Source organism: uncultured Streptomyces sp., from assembly GCF_947488945.1.
Classification (GTDB): domain Bacteria; phylum Actinomycetota; class Actinomycetes; order Streptomycetales; family Streptomycetaceae; genus Streptomyces.
Map to the genome: position 1 here is coordinate 15,196 of NZ_CANLBS010000039.1, position 16,091 is coordinate 31,286.

The 16,091-nt window shown below is 70.4% G+C and carries 13 protein-coding genes; 5 read left to right on the plus strand and 8 right to left on the minus strand.

The window, feature by feature from the left end:
• Nucleotides 1-37 precede the first annotated feature (37 nt).
• From Q0994_RS33005 to Q0994_RS33015, 3 genes are all read right to left on the minus strand, one after another.
• Complete coding sequence (locus Q0994_RS33005; protein WP_299542237.1) at nucleotides 38-610, minus strand: DUF305 domain-containing protein; 573 nt, start codon at nucleotides 608-610, stop codon at nucleotides 38-40.
• Nucleotides 586-1,953, minus strand: coding sequence for a DUF1996 domain-containing protein (locus Q0994_RS33010; RefSeq protein WP_299542239.1), 1,368 nt, complete (start codon nucleotides 1,951-1,953; stop codon nucleotides 586-588). Before Q0994_RS33010 ends, Q0994_RS33005 begins: the two co-directional genes overlap by 25 nt.
• Before the next feature lie 251 nt (nucleotides 1,954-2,204).
• Nucleotides 2,205-3,893, minus strand: a complete 1,689-nt coding sequence (locus Q0994_RS33015) for a discoidin domain-containing protein (RefSeq protein ID WP_299542265.1) — start codon at nucleotides 3,891-3,893, stop codon at nucleotides 2,205-2,207.
• A gap of 358 nt (nucleotides 3,894-4,251) precedes the next feature.
• Here Q0994_RS33015 and Q0994_RS33020 point away from each other — a divergent pair, with 358 nt between their 5' ends.
• Nucleotides 4,252-5,244 carry a LacI family DNA-binding transcriptional regulator gene (locus Q0994_RS33020; protein WP_299542241.1) on the plus strand — a complete coding sequence of 331 codons (993 nt, stop codon included), beginning with the start codon at nucleotides 4,252-4,254 and terminating at the stop codon, nucleotides 5,242-5,244.
• A gap of 232 nt (nucleotides 5,245-5,476) precedes the next feature.
• Here the strand turns inward: Q0994_RS33020 and Q0994_RS33025 are convergent, their stop codons facing one another.
• From Q0994_RS33025 to Q0994_RS33035, 3 genes are all read right to left on the minus strand, one after another.
• A complete protein-coding gene (locus tag Q0994_RS33025) occupies nucleotides 5,477-5,968 on the minus strand; it encodes a hypothetical protein (protein WP_299542243.1) in 492 nt (163 codons plus the stop codon).
• A gap of 219 nt (nucleotides 5,969-6,187) precedes the next feature.
• Nucleotides 6,188-6,727 carry a hypothetical protein gene (locus Q0994_RS33030; RefSeq protein ID WP_299542245.1) on the minus strand — a complete coding sequence of 180 codons (540 nt, stop codon included), beginning with the start codon at nucleotides 6,725-6,727 and terminating at the stop codon, nucleotides 6,188-6,190.
• 219 nt (nucleotides 6,728-6,946) lie between these two features.
• Nucleotides 6,947-7,810 carry a hypothetical protein gene (locus Q0994_RS33035; RefSeq protein WP_299542247.1) on the minus strand — a complete coding sequence of 288 codons (864 nt, stop codon included), beginning with the start codon at nucleotides 7,808-7,810 and terminating at the stop codon, nucleotides 6,947-6,949.
• Nucleotides 7,811-8,101: 291 nt separating this feature from the next.
• Between Q0994_RS33035 and Q0994_RS33040 the strand changes: the two genes are divergently transcribed.
• From Q0994_RS33040 to Q0994_RS33050, 3 genes are all read left to right on the plus strand, one after another.
• Nucleotides 8,102-8,359, plus strand: coding sequence for a hypothetical protein (locus tag Q0994_RS33040; RefSeq protein ID WP_299542249.1), 258 nt, complete (start codon nucleotides 8,102-8,104; stop codon nucleotides 8,357-8,359).
• A 624-nt stretch (nucleotides 8,360-8,983) separates the two neighbouring features.
• Nucleotides 8,984-9,592 (plus strand): DNA-binding response regulator, encoded by a 609-nt coding sequence (locus Q0994_RS33045; RefSeq protein ID WP_299542251.1) that lies wholly within the window; start codon nucleotides 8,984-8,986, stop codon nucleotides 9,590-9,592.
• A gap of 82 nt (nucleotides 9,593-9,674) precedes the next feature.
• A complete protein-coding gene (locus Q0994_RS33050) occupies nucleotides 9,675-10,562 on the plus strand; it encodes a LuxR family transcriptional regulator (protein WP_299542253.1) in 888 nt (295 codons plus the stop codon).
• On the opposite strand, the gene Q0994_RS33055 is transcribed toward Q0994_RS33050, so the two are convergent.
• Both Q0994_RS33055 and Q0994_RS33060 read right to left on the minus strand, forming a co-directional pair.
• The gene (locus Q0994_RS33055) at nucleotides 10,517-11,062 is read right to left on the minus strand and encodes a hypothetical protein (protein ID WP_299542255.1); all 546 of its coding nucleotides are present in this window, start codon (nucleotides 11,060-11,062) and stop codon (nucleotides 10,517-10,519) included. The two genes, Q0994_RS33050 and Q0994_RS33055, sit on opposite strands and share 46 nt — an antisense overlap.
• Nucleotides 11,063-11,067: 5 nt before the next feature.
• On the minus strand, nucleotides 11,068-11,790 hold the full coding sequence (locus Q0994_RS33060; protein WP_299542257.1) for an SGNH/GDSL hydrolase family protein: 723 nt from the start codon (nucleotides 11,788-11,790) through the stop codon (nucleotides 11,068-11,070).
• A 412-nt stretch (nucleotides 11,791-12,202) separates the two neighbouring features.
• Here Q0994_RS33060 and Q0994_RS33065 point away from each other — a divergent pair.
• Nucleotides 12,203-16,091: type I polyketide synthase (locus tag Q0994_RS33065; RefSeq protein ID WP_299542259.1), on the plus strand; the 3,889-nt coding region annotated here is incomplete at its 3' end.

The following is a 16,091-nucleotide window of genomic DNA, read 5'->3' on the forward strand; positions in this document are numbered from 1 at the left end:
GGCCGGGACCACGGCGGGTCCGAGCCGGCTCCTGCGGTCACGGCAGCGAACGAGCCGCCCGCACCCTGTCCAGCCGGGAGGTCCGTGCGGCCGTGCTCTTCGCGAGGGAGGCGGCCAACTCCTTCGCCGGGTCCGCCCGGCCCCGGCTCCGCTCGCCGGCACAGAGCTTCCGGGACTGTGTGAAGTGGGCGCGCAGCGCGTCGGTGAGGATCCGGTCGAATGCCTGGCCGTCCGCGCCGGCCGCCTTCTGGAGGGTGCCGAGGCTGACCATTCCCGGCATGTCGTGCCCCTCGTGGGGGCGGGTGTCGGGGACGCCCGAGAGCCGCAGCACCGCGCGCAGCCGGCGCAGGTCCGCGCGGAGTGCCGATCCGGTGTCCGCCGCGAAGGTGGCCAGAGCCGGGTCCGCCGTGCGGGAGGGGGCCAGCTCGGTCAATTGCCGAGCACGCTCGGCCATCGGGATCATCAACAGGATCCAGGCGCTGTCGGTGGCGTTGAAGGCCGTCGCTCCCGGTGCCCCGGCTGTCGGCTGCGGGGTGCAGCCGACAGCCGGCAGCGCCATGGCCACGGCGCCGGCCGACCACAGGGTCAGAACGTGCCGGCGGAGTTGCACTTGGCCTTCTGGTTGACGCAGTCCTTCACGCGGTGCCCGAGAGCGGCGTTGTCCCAGGCGTTGAAGAAGTCGCCGTGGATCGACGATGCCATGCCCGAAGCCAGCCGGAAGCCGTCGGCGCTGCCGCTGGTCGGGTAACTGGTGACGAAGGAGAGGTTGGGGATGGCGACGGGGTAGGCGCCGCTGCACTTGCCGTCGTAGGTGAAGGCCACGTGCGACGTGTGGTCGGGGCTGTCGAGGTTCTTGCCGTCCCAGCAGTCGGGGAAGACCAGTTGGTGGGTGAGGTGGGCCGTGGGGGCGCACCGCGGCCAGTTGCCGTCGGCGCTGCGCCCGATCTCGCCGCCCGCACCGGCGCACCAGAACTGGCCGGGCGAGCCCGCGGGGGTCGGCGTCTGCGTCTTGGCGCTGCCGGCGATCATGCGGAATCCCTGCGGGAAGGGAACGGTCGCCGACGGGTCGGTGAGCCGGGAACCGTAGTAGACGATCATGCCCTCCGGTTCGATCGCCTTGTCACCCTCGTAGAGGGTGGGGATCCAGTACGCCGAGAGGTCGGCGGCGGGGGTGCAACTGGTCGGCGTGTGGGCCAGCAGCGACTGGGTCGTGGAGAACGCGTCGGTGCTCCTGTTGCCGAAGAAGCTGTGCATGTGGGACGCGCCGGGGAGACCCGGCAGGACGATGGGGTCGTCCGGCTTGGAGTGACTGTAGGTGCAGGTGGCGTTGAACTCCGGAACCCGGACCACCCCCGAGGGCACCGCGGCCGGCGTCATCGCGCGGAACTCCGCGAGCTGGGCGTTCCACTTGGCCTGGTCGACGGGGACCCAGCCGGCCGCCGCGCCCCCCGCGTCGGCGAAAGAGAACCAGTTGATGTTGACGAAGTCGCCGGGTGTCGCGCCCCGCAGTACGGCGAACACCGTCTGCGCACCGACGGGGTGGGTGGTGACTTCGGTGGTCCGGGTCGACCAGTTCTGCCACCCGCCGGTCGGGGAGACCGGTATGACGGCGAGCAGCGGTCCGGTCAGAGCGGCGGTACGCAGTTCCACCGTGCCGGAGCCGGCGGCCGAAGCCGTCCGGGCCGACACCGTCAGCCGGCCGGCCGCGCCGAGGTCGACGTTGTCGAAGCGCATCCAGTCGCCGTCGGCGAGGAACGCGGCGTTCTGCCCGCCGCCGGTGTCCGCGGTCGCCTCCCACGCGACGCCCGACTGGGCCGCGTAGGACTCGGCCTGGACCGTGACCGTGGCGGCCTGGGCCTGGGGGACCGCGACGGTCAAGCTCAGGGCAGCGGCCAGTACGACCGCCAGAGCGCTCACCATCAGGGTGTACAGAGGAACGGGATGTCTGCGCATGTCACTTCCTTACGGGCATCGGGGCATCGGGGGGTGAAGACCTGCTGTTCGCCCGGGCACGGCGACGGGAGGAGCGGGAGCCGGCCGGCGGCCGGCTCCCGCGTTGTTCGAGAGGGACCGGGCCGCCCCGACGAACGGGCGGAGCGACCCGGGCGCACCGTGCGCACCGCGCACGCCGGGGTGCTGGAGTACCGGGGCGGCGGAGTACCGGGGCGGGGGAGCGCCTCGGCGGGGCAGTCGGGTGCGGGGGTCTACTGATAGACCCGCACGTAGTCGACGAGCATCTTGGCGGGGAAGGGGGTGGTGGCGTCCGTCGGTCCGGGCCAGTCGCCTCCGACCGCCAGGTTGAGGATCATGTAGTGGGGGTGGTCGAAGATCCACGGCCCGCGCGTCTGCTCCACCTGGTCCTTGTCGAGGGTGAAGACGGTCCGGCCGTCGAGGCTGTAGGTGATGCCCCTGCTGTTCCAGTCGGCGGCCCAGGTGTGGAAGTCGTCGGAGAAGTCGGCGTTCCCCGGCAGGGTGTACGGCGAGCCGATTCCGCCTCCGCCGTTGTACGCGGGTGCGTGGACGGTCGAGTACGCGGTCTTCACGTCCTTGCCGAGGATCTCCATGATGTCGACCTCGCCGTTGTACGGCCACGGGCGGCCCGTCAGGAAGTCGGCGCCCATCATCCAGAACGCGGGCCACAGGCCGTTGCCCTTGGGAACCTTGATCCGTGCTTCGACGCGGCCGTAGGTGAACTGGAAAGTGGCACCGGTGTTCATCCGTGCCGAGGTGTACTGGCAGGTGGTGCTGCCGCCCAGCGGATCGGGCGGGCACGACGCTCCGGCGGTGGCCTCCCTGCGTGCTTCCATCACCAGGTGTCCCGAACCGTCCAGTGCGGCGTTGCGGTGATCGGTGTAGTACTCCAGCTCGTTGTTGGGCCCGGTGCCCGGATCGGCCCTCCACTTCGACGCGTCGGGCTTGCCGCCCGCGGCGCCGTCGAAGTCGTCGCTCCACACGAGCCGCGGCGGGTTCGCGGGGTCACTCGGCAGGGGCGGGGGCTGTATCGGGCTGCCGCCGGTGCCGTACACCTGGAACTCCCAGAGCGAGTAGCCGTAAGGGGTGGCGCGCTGTGTCCCGTACATCCGCACGTGGCGGCCGGTGCCCGAGACGGCCAGCGTCTGCTTGAAGCCGGTGCCGGACGTCGTCGAGTAGATCGGTGTCCAGTCGACGCCGTTCGAAGAGACCTGGATCTGGAAGGACTTGGCGTAGGCGGGATCCCATTGCAGGACGACCTTGTCGATCTGCGCCGTCGCGCCGAGGTCGACGGAGATCCAGCCCGGATCGGTCCATCCCGTGGTGGGGCTGGTGGCCCAGCGGGAGGCCGGGTCCCGGTCGAACACCCTGGCCGGCGTGCACTCCCAGCAGTTCTGGTCGCTCTGGGAAGAGGAAGCAGCGCCCGGCTTGCCGTAGGACAGGAGCCTGCCGGCGTCGCCACCGGGACCGCCGCCGGCGGTGCCGTAGACCTGGAACTCCCACAGCGAGTAGCCGTACTGCGTGGCGCGCTGCGTCCCGTACATCCGCACGTAGCGGCCGGTGCCGGAGACGGCCAGGCTCTGGACGCCGCCGGTGCCGGTGGCCGTCTGGTGGAGGACGGTCCAGTTCGCCGCGTCGCTCGACACCTCGATCCTGAACGCCTTGCCGTAGGCGGCTTCCCAGTTGAGGACGACCCGGCTGATCCCGGCGCTCGCCCCGAGGTCGATCTGGATCCACTGAGGGTCGGCGAAGGCGCTGGACCAGCGCGTCCCGGGGTCGTTGTCGACGGCGCTCTGAGCGTTGAAAGGGCCCTCGGTGCTCGACGCGGTAGTCGGCTTGGCCTGCGAGAGCAGGACCTCCGCCGCTTGGGCCACGGGGGCGGGGAGGGCGGTGAAAGCGAGTAGGGAGGCCCCGAGGGCCAGGAGTAAGGCGAAGCGGCGCAGCAGCGTTGACACGGGCGACTCCTTAAGTGGGGGAGGTCAGGGAGCGCTCCCTGACACGGAGAATGGAGGCGCCGGTAAGGGCTGTCAAGGCCTCTTTCACCTCGTAAAAAAAGCACCGCCGTGGCCGGGGCGCTCTCAGGGAACGGTCTCTCGTCGGCCCCACGGCGCGTCGGCGCTCGCGGCGCCGACGTCGGGCAGGACGTGCCCGCGCGTTGCTCCGACCGCTCCGGCCTGCGGATACGCTGCTGTCCATCGCCATGACGCAGCCGGAGGTCGCCCCGATGAGAAAACCCGCTCCGCGCAGGAACCCGGGCGACGGCACGGAGGACGGACCCGTATGAGACGCCCTACTCTCGAAGTGGTCGCCGCCCGGGCTGGCGTGTCCAAATCGAGCGTCTCCCGTGTCATCAACGGCGAGACGACGGTCGCCCCGCAGATCCGGGACGTCGTCATGCGTGCCGTCCACGAACTGGGTTACGTCCCCAACGGTGCGGCGCGCAATCTCGTCACCCGCCGTACGGACACCCTCGCCGTCGTGGTCTCCGACCCGCCCCAGGGGGTCGTCTCCGACGATCCGCTCTTCTCCGCCGTGGTCCGCGCTGTCAGCAGAGAGCTGGAGAACGCGGGCAAACGGCTCGTCCTCATGCTGGCGGAATCGGACCGGAGCCGGACCAGGGTGGTGCGGTACATCGCCGGCGGGCACGTGGACGGGGTGCTCCTGGTCGCCCTGCACGGTACGGATCCGCTGCCGGCCGCACTGGCCCGGCAGGGTCTGCCCGTGGTGTCCTTCAACCGCACCTCCGCACAGGACGTCCCGTACGTGGCGCTGGACAACGCCGGCGGAGCGGCCCTGGCCGTGCGTCATCTCCTGGAGCGCGGGCGGCGCCGGATCGCCACGATCACCGGCCCGCTCGAACTCTTCGAGGCGCGCGAACGTCTCGACGGCTACCGTCAGACGCTGCGCGACACCGGTCGGCGTTCCATCGTGGCACTGGGCGACTTCACCAGGACCTCCGGCGCCGAAGCCATGCGCCAGCTCCTGGAGGACGATCCCGGCCTCGACGCGGTGTTCGCGGCCAACGACCTGATGGCGATCGGAGCCCTGCGCACCCTGCACCAGGCGGGCCGACGCGTCCCGGACGACGTGGCGGTCATCGGCTTCGACGACATCGAGGCCGCGTCCTACACCACCCCCGCGCTGACCTCGGTGCGCAGCCCGATGGCCGACCAGGCGACCGCCGCCGTCCACCTGCTGCTCGGCCTGATCGACGGCGGCCCCACAACGCCGGTGATCATGCCGAACGAACTCGTGGTGCGCGAGTCGACCTGACGCCTGCCCGGCGGGAGCGGCGAACCGGGACCTCGTGGCCCGCCGGGCCGCGTCGGCATGCCGGAGCCGTGACCGCACCACCATCGCGGGTCCCGGACGGCACCGGGCCGGGACGGCTGCGACCAGGGGCGGGGGCCCGGGCTGCGCCGGTAAGACGGGCCGGACTCCCGGGGCGGCCCTGCTGCTTCGGCCGGCAGGCCTGCTTCAGCCGGCAGGCCGAAGGGTTCGCACGCTACTTGCCTCGGAGACCGGCCAGATATGCGGCGAGCCTCGGCTTGTCGTTCTCGATGTGCTCGAGGACGGCTTCCGCCATTTCCCGGCGCCGGGTTCCCAGTTCGCGGTAGACGAGCCACAAACCATTCCGTGCGGCTGCCCTGCACTGGTCGCCGAGATCGGCATTCCCCAGGGCGACTTCGTCCTTGTCGGATTCGCCCGTCACGATCTGCAGGAGGAGTTCCACCACGGCATCGCGGGCGTCGGCGGACATCTCATCGAGAAGACCTGCCAGGAGGACGGAGACCGTCGGCAGCGCCGCACTGTGCAACTTTCCCTGCACCACCACGACGTTCTCGAGTTCCCAGTAGGCGCCCATGACCTCGTCCTCGCCTCCGGCCGCGAACAAGCGGCGCAGTGCACGGGGCACCTCGTTCGCCCGGCCGTCAAGGGTACGGAAATCTTCCCACCGGATGCGGTCGATCTCGATTTCGGCCAGGTTTTTGCTCACTTCGTGTGCTTCCTGTTCAAGAGAATTATTCCGACCGCGCCCCGCCCGCATCGTAAGGGATGTGCGGTGCGCATTGCTCTGCCCTTTACCGGGGTTGGCGCTTGACGCACACGGGGATCCCCACCGAATTCTCAGGAAGCGGTCCCACGACCCGGGCACATACGACGTCGGCGACCGGCAGTCGGGAGACTCGTCTCCCGACTGCCGGTCGGCCTGGACTCAGGCCGTGGCGGGGTCTGCCACCAACGCGTCCAGCGCCTCTGCCTGCTTCCGCCGAGCAGCCGAGGGCAGCGGGGCGGAGACGAGGAGACCGATGAGGGCGACCTGGCGCAGCAGGCCCACACCAGCACGTAGCCGTGCTCGTTGGAGAGCTTGACGCCGGGGATCGGGACCCCCAGCAGATGCTGATTCCAGAGCGCCGCGAACACCGCCCCGGACATCGGCGCCCGCCAGCGTCTTGAAGGTGTTGTACATGCCCGTACCGATGCCGGTCTGGTCCGCGGGGACCCCGGCCGCATAGCTCCGCCGGCCGGCCCTCCCGGTTCGACGCAGGGTGCAGATGAGGGCGCCGTCAATCAGGACCACCTCCCTGCCCTGCTCGGCGACCCTCCTCAGGGCACGGTCCAGGCGCGGCGCCTGGGCGGCGAGCAGTCCGATCAGCTCGTCGCGCCAGCGGCGGACGGTGGACTCGGACACGCCGTCGCCGCCGGCCATGTCGGCCAGGCGCTGGTCGTGACGCAGTACGGCGGGGACGCTCACCGCAACCTTCCCCGGCGGCAGGTTCCGCCACCTGGACCGAATCGCCTTCAGATGGCGCCTGAGGCGTAGTGGTAGACGGTGCGCATGGACAGAGGCAGCGGCACTGGTGGACAAGCGAGCAGGTGCCCTCGGCGCACTGTTCGGTATGCGTCACACAGCTCCAACGGCCGCCGGGGTAACGCGGTTACGCCCGCCGCTCCTCCCCGGGGGCACGACAAGCTACTGGACGCTCCAGCGGTGCGGATGCTCGGGCTCGTTGGGACAGGCGAATACGTTGAGCTCACCCCAGCGGCCCACGGTGACTGCCGTGGGAGTGGCACAACGGTGAGTGGGCTGGTTCTGGTCCTCCAGCGGTTTCCAGCTGCCGCTACCGCCGTCCCACTCCGAGCTGTCGATGGTCAGCAGCAGGTGCATCGGTGTCGTGCAGGTCAGACAGTCCATGGGATACGGGTCGGTCGCGTGCCAGGAGGCGAAGCCACCCACACGCCAGCCGGGCGGGATGGACAGGTCGTACTGGTAGCCGAGCGGCTCTGGCGTAGTTTCGTCCGCCGACCGCTCGGCTTCCTCTTCAAGGGCTTCCTCCCAGGCGTCGATCCGGGCGCACAGTTCCTCGGGCAAAAGGCCCGCAAACGGGTAGGTGACGACCTGCTCCGGGTGCAGCACACAGGGCTCGGGCACGAAGCCATCGGACCCGACGACCAGCGGCTGCGGTGCCGCGGTCAGCACCTCGCCGACCTCCCCCGACCACCGCCGGCGCAGGTGCAGCTCCAGGTCATGGCGGCCCGGGCCGTGCGCGTTGAAGGGACACCAAAACACTTGAAGCACATCGCAGTCCCCTGGCCCCGTCGGCGGTTCCAGCTTGGCCCGCACGCTGACGTCCACCCCCACCACCTCGCCGACCTCGCGGGCCGTGACCGGTCCGGCAACCTGTCGCACGGCGGTGATGATGCGCTCGTAGTCCCACGGAAGCGTGTCCTCCTCCACACCCGGTTCGCGGTGCGGGATCCGCATCAACGCCCGGCCACCGCCCTGCCCGGGCACTGGCCCCGCTGAGGCGCGTTCCTCGGTGATCTGCCCGGTCATCGGCGACGGCGAGGTCGTCCCGCCCCGCCCGCACCTCCGCCAGCTGTCCAGCCAGCTGTTCTTCGAGTCCGTCCAGTTCCACGCGGCGTGCGGTGAGCCGTTCCGGCAGCTCGGGATCCAGCATGCACAGATCGTAGAAGGCCGTCCGGCCGCAGCGAGCAAGAACCGGCAGACCGACCGCCCCGGGTCGGACGATCTTCTCCGCGGACTGCCGCCCGCGATCAGCATGAGCACCCCGGCAGACCGGCACACCAGCCCTTTGACCGGTGACTTCACGTTGGTGGAGGCTCCGTGGACGGCGTGCCGACCTCGCTGCTTCACGTCCACTTCGTGCGGCACGTCGGGGTGGACTTCCCGGAGGAAGAGGTCTGCCTGTACCTGCCCGCGCCGCCGCCCTTGCGTTCGCCGCCCGCGCCGGGAGGCGCCGTGACCCGCACCGCAGCCGCGGTGGCCGCCGCCATCGCCGGCCGGCCCGCCCACCCCGACCAGGCGCCCCCTGGCAGCGTGCCCACGACTGGCTTGCCGCCACCAGGCACTCCTTCCCCCTGAACCACCTCAACCTCGCTACGCTGGAGCACCATGAGGAAGGTCGCCGTCGTCGGCCGCGGAGGCAGTGGCAAGTCCCACGTGGCCCGCGATCCGGGCAGGATTCTCGACGCCCCGGTGACGCACCTGGACGCCGCGTTCTGCGTCTTCAGAAGTCGTGCTCGTCCTGCAACCTGCACTTCCACCCCGACGAAACCGCCCGAACCGCACCAAAGGCCGACTGTGCCGGGGCCGTGCCCTGATAGGCACCCTTTGGCGAAATCGTCCGAAAATCGCGGTCACGCATCACAACAACGGCCGAACTGTCCCGTGTTAATCCATTGCTTCCGTGTTGCCTGGCCATTGCTGACGTGCTGTCAACCCAATCCAGGTGGTGCCGGCTGACTTGATCTGACACCATCGAAAATGGCCATCCGTTACGGTGCAGAGGTGCCGACGGATGGCAAGTCCGCTTCAGTTCCCTGCGTATTGCCGAGATTTACCGGGAGGGAAAGCGCAGAGGTGCTCTGAGGTGGCCAAACGGTCGGCGGGCGCAGGATTTTCGACTGCGAGCGGAGTCACAGCGTGATACGGGGGAAGACCGACATGAGTTTGACAGGTAGACGAGCCGAACGGTCAGAGTTGTGCGTGATCACGGGGGAGAGCGACGAAGGCACCGCCGTCCGGCGACTGATCCGCAGGAGCCGACGCTCCCTGACCGTCACCCTCACCGGGCCCGGCCGGTTCACCGAAGCCGTTCTCCAGCACCTCGCCCTCACCCCGCACCCCGTCGCCGTCCAGATCCTGTCCGTCGCCGGCTACGCCGACGACCTGGCCAAACGCCTCGGCGAGATCCCCGCCCCCTACCGCGATGTCCGCGTATCCGACAGCGAACTGCGCGGCGTCCTGGTGGCCGACGGCGTCACCGCACTCGTTCCGGCACCCGCCGGACCGGCCGCCGTCATCGACGACCTTGCGGCCGTGCGCGCGCTGCACCTGCTCTTCACCCAGGCCTGGTCCAGCGGTCGCCCGCTTGCCGACCGGCAGCGGTGCAGTGCGCGGCTGCGCACCGAACTCGTCCAGGACATCCTGCAGCGGATGCGCGAGGGCCACACCGACGAGGTCGCCGCACGCGCCATCAACGTCTCACTGCGTACCTACCGGCGCCACGTCGCCGAGATCATGCGCGAGCTCGACGCCAACTCCCGCTTCCAGGCCGGAGCGCGAGCAGTCGAGTACGGCCTGCTCCCAGCCTGACGCAGACATACCAGGAGCCCCGCGGGGCCCAGGGTCCAAGGGCGCGGGGAGCGACGACACGGGTCGAAGAACCGGGGGAAGTATGTCCACAGCACACAAGATCGCACTGGAACAAGCTCTGTCCGAGCTACGGGCGCTGACCGCTCGGACCGACGGCCCACTGGACACCGACGGCGAAAGGCAGCTGCTGGCCACCCCGGTGGACAGCAGCTGGCTCGCGCTCCTCGACACCGCCCGGAGCCTGGTCGGCGAGGCCACCCGCAGCATCGACATGGTGGACGCGCGCCGGTCCAGCCTCTGGGAATCAGCCCCCTGCCTGACGGGCCGGGCCAAACGGGAGGCGCACGGCGCCGCGTCGGGAGTCTCCGTACGCCTCCTGACGATCCCGCCCCAACTCGATGACGCCCCTCTACGCGACCAGTGGGGCGCAGCCGTCCGCAGCGGCCGGATGCCACCGCTGCAGGCCCTCGTCGTGGACGGCCGGGCAGCCCTCGTGGTGACCGATACCGAGACCGGCGCCAGATCCTCGGTCATCCGCACACCGGAAGTCCTCAACACCATCTGCTCCCTCTTCGAGAGCGTCTGGTCCGACGCGGACCCCGCCCACCGGACCATCGTCTTCGGCGACGGCGAACGCACCGCCCTGGCCCGCCGGATACTCGGCCACCTGCACGCGGGCGTCACGGACGAGGTCGCCGCCCGCGAACTCACCGTCTCGGTAAGAACCTACGGACGCTACGTCGCGGAGATCATGACTCTGCTCGGCGCCAACTCCCGCTTCCAGATGGGCGTACGCGCCGCCGAACTCGGTCTGATCCACACCCCGCGCCGCGCCGCCCCGATCGAAGAGGAGGACCACGCGCGGCACCCGGCCGAAGCCGACCGTGACCGGGACCGGAGAGGAGGAGGCGACAGCGGCGGAGTTCACCCGGCCGGAACGTACCCCTCGGCCCGCCGGCGCACGGAATAGAGCTGGCGGGTCAGCAGAGCGGCATGCGCCCCCGACCCGATGACGAGCCGGCGGTACGCCCGGCCCGCCACCCCCGGGAACCTCGCATACGTACGCGCACTGAGCAGCGTTCCACCCGGCCGCTCGGCCAGGGCGAAGACCAGCGCATAACGCGAGTACCGGTGGCGGCCGGTGAACCGGACCAACCGCCCCGGCACCGACTCGGCCACCGCGAAACCGGGCAGCGTCGACCCTGCGGCGAGCGGCTCTCCGCCGCTGCGCCGGGGCTCGGCGGCCACCAGATGCCCGTACACCCCGGTCACCGACGACATCGAGCTGCCACCGCCGTACGTCCGGGCGAGCGCCCGCCACACGTCGGCGGTGGAAGCCTTCACCAGCACGGAGTGTTCGTCCACGAACGGCAGGTCCTCGAACGGCAGATCCTTCTGCGGCCCGTCCTGCGGCCCGTCCTCGGCGGCGGACTCGGCAGCGGGTTCGGTCCGCCGTGCGGATTCGCTCATGCCGCTCAGACGGCTTCGGAGAGAAGATCACCGCGGTGGTCGGCGAGATGATCGGCGATCGCCTCCGCCCAGCGGCGGTACCCGACCGCCCCCGGATGGAAGCCGTCCCGTGCGAAGAACTCCGGTTCCATCGGCAGCAGCGCCTCCGCGCCGATCCAGGTCACCCGCTCCCGTTCGGCGCACACCCGCCGGGACGCCACGTCGAGGGCGGCCGCCTGCTCGGCGAGGAAACGCCCTAGCACCCCCGGCAGGGACGGCACCGACGCGAACGGCGGGGTCCCGGCCACCACCACATGCTCGGCCAGCCCCGCCAGATGATCGACGACCACCTCGAGATCATCCGCCCATTCCTGCGGGGAACGGCGCACCAACACGTCGTTCACGCCGACGAGCAGCGTCGCCACGTCCAGATCGCCGCCCAGTCCGGGCATCAGCCGGTGGCGCACCCGACGCAGCGTGGCGCCGTACTCCCCGACCACCTGCCAGGCGACGGTCCGCCCGGTCCGCCCGGCGAGCATCCCGGCCAGCAGCGCCGGAAACGCCTCTGCCTGCGTCTCCACGCCGCAACCGGCCGCCGTCGACTCACCCAGCACACCGATACGCATCGGCGCCCCGGCCCCCTCCCCCTCGGTCCCTTCGGTGGGGCCCGACGCCGGGGGAATCCGCTCGGTTTTCGATCGCACCCACAGCCCTTGCGCGGCGACGATGGGGAGCAGGAGGGGATTCATGGGGCCGTCCTCGTCATTAGGGGTCGCCGGGGTGAGTGAAAGGCATCCGGAGAGCACGGAGAGGCGACGGCCCCCGGCCCCCGCCACCGCAATCCACACCGAGGGGCCACGCACGGACGACCGGCGCACCGAACGCCGGACACCGCATCGGCTCGTCCTGATCCGCGCCGACGGGCCGGCGGGCTTACGCCGACGATCCCGCGACGACGGCGCTCAGCCCTCATGGCTGAAGCATGGCAGCAGCGATTACCCACTATCAAGGGCATCCGCTCGTACGGCGCGCTCGTACGGCGCGACCTCGGCGTTTACCCGAAGGTTGGCAGTTTCTGGACAGCCCTCCATCCGGACCGGCACCGCGGCCTAGCCTCCCGTCGAGTACGACCTGCGACTGCATTGACGACGGAGGAGTGCCATGGCGGGGGCCGATCGACAGCAGATCGCGATCGTGGGGATGGCGTCCCGGACGCCGGGAGCGGCGGGGACCGACGAGTTCTGGCAGCTCCTGCGCCACGGGCACGACGCGATCCGCGACCGCGACACCAACCGGCCCCACGGCCCCGAGCGCGGCGGATTCATCGAGGGCGTCGAGGAGTTCGACGCGGACTTCTTCAACATGTCCCCACGCGAAGCCACCGCGGCCGACCCGCAGCAACGGCTCGCGCTGGAACTGGCCTGGCACGGGCTGGAGGACGCGGGCATCGTCGGCGCCCCGAAGACCGGGGTCTTCCTCGGCGTCATGTCTGCCGACTACGCGGACCTCGTGGCGATGGCGGGCGCCGACGAGGTCACCCGCCACACCCTCACCGGCCTCGGCCGCTCCCTGGTCGCGAACCGCGTCTCGCACACCCTGGGCCTGTCGGGCCCGAGCATGACGGTCGACACCGGCCAGTCGTCCTCGCTCGTCGCCGTACACCTCGCCTGCGAAAGCCTGCGCAACGGCGACTCCGAGATCGCGCTCGCCGGCGGAGTCCACCTCAACGTCTCCCCGCTCAGCACTGCCGTCGTCGAGGCTGCGGGCGCGCTGTCCCCCGACGCGAAGAGCTACGTCTTCGACGAGCGCGCCAACGGATACGTACGCGGCGAGGGCGGCGGCCTGGTCGTACTCAAGCCGCTCGCGCGGGCCCTGGCGGACGGCGACCACGTGTACGCCGTCATCGAGGGCAGTGCCGTCGGCGCCGGCACCGGAGAGGGCGGTCTGACCGTCCCGAGCGCCACCGCCCAGCAGCGCACGATCACCGAGGCCCTGGAACGGTCCGGCGTCACTTCCTCACAGGTGCAGTACGTGGAACTCCACGGCACCGGCACCCCGGTCGGCGACCCGATCGAGGCGGAGGGCTTGGGCGCCGCGTACCGGCGCACGAACACCGCCGACGCGCTCGTGGTCGGCTCGGTCAAGACGAACATCGGGCACCTGGAGGGCGCCGCGGGCATCGTGGGCCTGATCAAGACGGCCCTCTGCATCGACAACCGCGAACTCGTGCCCAGCCTCAACTACACCCGCCCCAACCCGCGGATCGACCTGGACGAGCTGGGGTTGCGCGTCGCCCTGGCCAACGAGCCCTGGCCGGCGAACGGCCGGCCGATCCTGGCGGGCGTGTCGTCGTTCGGCATCGGCGGGACGTGCTGCCATGTGGTGCTGAGCGGGACGCCGGAGGCCGTCACCGAGGGGTCGTCGGCGGAGCACCGTGCCGGCGACGGTGAGCTTCTGGAGCTGCCGGTGGCACCGGTGCTGCCGGCGGTTCCCGTGGTGCTGTCGGGGAAGAGTGGGGTGGCGCTGCGGGCTCAGGCGGGTCGTCTGCGGGATCATCTGGTGGCGTCGCCGGGTTGGGGTCTGGTGGATGTGGGTCTGTCGTCGGTGTTGACGCGGGCGCAGTTGGGGGAGCGGGCGGCGGTGGTGGCGTCGGACCGTGAGCAGTTGCTGGCGGGGCTGGCTGCTGTGGCTGATGGTGTGCCGGCTGGTGGTGTTGTGGAGGGCCGGGCCGGGTCTGGTCGTACGGCGTTCCTGTTCACCGGGCAGGGTGCGCAGCGTGCCGGTATGGGCGTGGGGCTTGCCGCGGTTTACCCGGTGTTCGCGCAGGCGCTGGAGGCTGTCTGCGCGGAGCTGGATCCGTTGTTGGGGCGTTCGCTGTCTGGGTTGTTGGTGGCGGAGGAGGGTTCGGCCGAGGCTGGTCTTCTGGATGCGACGGAGTTCACGCAGGCTGCGTTGTTCGCGGTCGAGGTGGCGTTGTTCCGTCTGGTGGAGTCTTTGGGTGTGCGTCCGGATTATCTGATCGGGCATTCGGTCGGTGAGCTGGTGGCGGCTCATGTGGGTGGTGTGTTGTCGCTGGCGGATGCGTGCACGCTGGTGGTGGCGCGTGGCCGGTTGATGGGTGGGTTGCCGGCGGGTGGTGGGATGGCCGCTGTCCAGGCCACCGAGGACGAGGTCGCGGGGTCCCTGGCGGGGTTTGAGGGGCGTTTGGAGGTCGCGGCTCTCAATGGTCCGCGGTCGGTTGTGGTGTCGGGTGATCTGGATGCGCTGGATGAGTGGCTGCCGCAGTGGCAGGACCGCAAGACGACTCGTCTGCGGGTGAGTCATGCGTTCCACTCGCCGCGCATGGAGCCCATGCTCGCCGAGTTCAGGAAGGTCGCCGCAACCCTCACCTACAGCGAGCCGCGTATCCCGGTCGTTTCCAACGTGTCCGGAAAGCCGGTGTCCATCGAACTCACCGACCCCGACTACTGGGTGGACCATGTCCGCGGTGCGGTTCGTTTCACCGATGGTGTGCGGGCGCTCCGTGAGGAGGGTGTGACCCGGTTCCTGGAGCTGGGGCCGGACGCGGTGCTGACCGCGTTGGCCCGGCAGAGTGTGGAGGAGTCGTCGGAGGATACGCCGGAGGTGGTCTTCGCGTCGGCGCTGCGGGCGCGGAGGTCTGAGGCGGAGACGTTCGCGGAGTTCCTCGCGCAGGCGCATGTCGCGGGTGTGGGGGTCGACTGGGAGGCGTTCTACGCCGGAACCGGCGCACGCCGCATACCCCTGCCCACGTATGCCTTCCAGCGCGAACGCTACTGGCTCGCGTCGGGCGACGATCGCGCGGATTCGGCAGCCTCCGGTGCGGGGGCCGATGCGCTGTTCACCGTCGCGTGGGTCGCTGCGCAGGACGCCGTGCGCTCGGTCGAACGGATGGCCCTGCTGGGCGGGTTGGCGGCGCCGGGCGAGCGGTTCGCAGATCTGGACGCGTTGGAGTCGGCCATCGCCGCGGGTGCCGTAGTGCCGGAAGCGGTGCTGGTCGAAGTCACGGCGGGGGGCAGGGGCGGTGCCTCGGCCGCGCGGGAGGTGACGGCGAGCACGCTGGGGCTGTTGCAGCGGTGGGTGCGGAGCGAGGCCCTCACTGAGTCACGGCTCGTGGTGGTGACGCGCCAAGGCGTGGCAGTGGGGGATGAGTCTCCGGATCTGGCGTTGGCGCCGGTGTGGGGTCTGGTGCGCAGTGCGCAGTCCGAGAACCCGGGCCGGTTCGTGCTGATCGACGTGGACGGTGAGGGCGGGGTTCCGGACTGGGGTGCGCTGGCCGCTCTGGAGGAGCCGCAGGTCGCGGTGCGGGGTGGTGTGTGCCGGGCGCCGAGGTTGGTCCGTGCGTCTGAGGGGGCGGGGGCGGAGGCTCCGGAGTTTGATCCGGACGGGACGGTTCTGATCACGGGTGGTACGGGTGGTCTGGGTGCGCTGTTCGCCCGGCACCTGGCGGAGCAGCAGGGTGTGCGGAACTTGCTGCTGGTCAGCCGGCGAGGTCCCGCGGCCGACGGTGTGGCCGAGCTGGTTGCCGGGCTTGGGGCGGTCGGCTGTGCGGTGCGGGTGGAGGCGTGTGATGTCTCGGACCGTGATCAACTTGCTTCTTTGATCGGTTCGTTGGAGCGGCCGCTGACTGCTGTGATTCATGCGGCGGGTGTGGTGGATGACGGTGTTCTGGAGTCGTTGTCCGCTGAGCAGGTGGAGCGGGTGATGCGGCCGAAGGTGGATGCGGCGCTGCATCTGCATGAGCTGACGGCGGGGATGGATCTGTCGGCGTTCGTGCTGTTCTCGTCGGTGGCCGCGCTGATCGGGAGTCCGGGTCAGGGCAACTATGCGGCGGCCAACGCGGCTCTCGACGCTCTTGCGGCGCATCGCAGGGCGCAGGGTCTGCCCGCCACCTCGCTGGCGTGGGGTCTGTGGGCGGATCCCTCCGGCATGGCCGGCGCCCTGGATGAGGTGGGGCTGGCGCGGTTGGAGCGGATGGGTGTTGGTGCCCTGTCCGCCGAACTCGGCCTGGAGCTGTTCGACCAGGCTCTGC

Excerpts from the sequence above, each read along its gene's own strand:
- Q0994_RS33010 (WP_299542239.1), bottom strand. The coding sequence starts at position 1,953 with ATGCGCAGACATCCCGTTCCTCTGTACACCCTGATGGTGAGCGCTCTG.
- Q0994_RS33020 (WP_299542241.1), top strand. The coding sequence starts at position 4,252 with ATGAGACGCCCTACTCTCGAAGTGGTCGCCGCCCGGGCTGGCGTGTCC.
- Q0994_RS33035 (WP_299542247.1), bottom strand. The coding sequence starts at position 7,810 with ATGACCGGGCAGATCACCGAGGAACGCGCCTCAGCGGGGCCAGTGCCC.
- Q0994_RS33050 (WP_299542253.1), top strand. The coding sequence starts at position 9,675 with ATGTCCACAGCACACAAGATCGCACTGGAACAAGCTCTGTCCGAGCTA.
- Q0994_RS33055 (WP_299542255.1), bottom strand. The coding sequence starts at position 11,062 with ATGAGCGAATCCGCACGGCGGACCGAACCCGCTGCCGAGTCCGCCGCC.
- Q0994_RS33060 (WP_299542257.1), bottom strand. The coding sequence starts at position 11,790 with ATGAATCCCCTCCTGCTCCCCATCGTCGCCGCGCAAGGGCTGTGGGTG.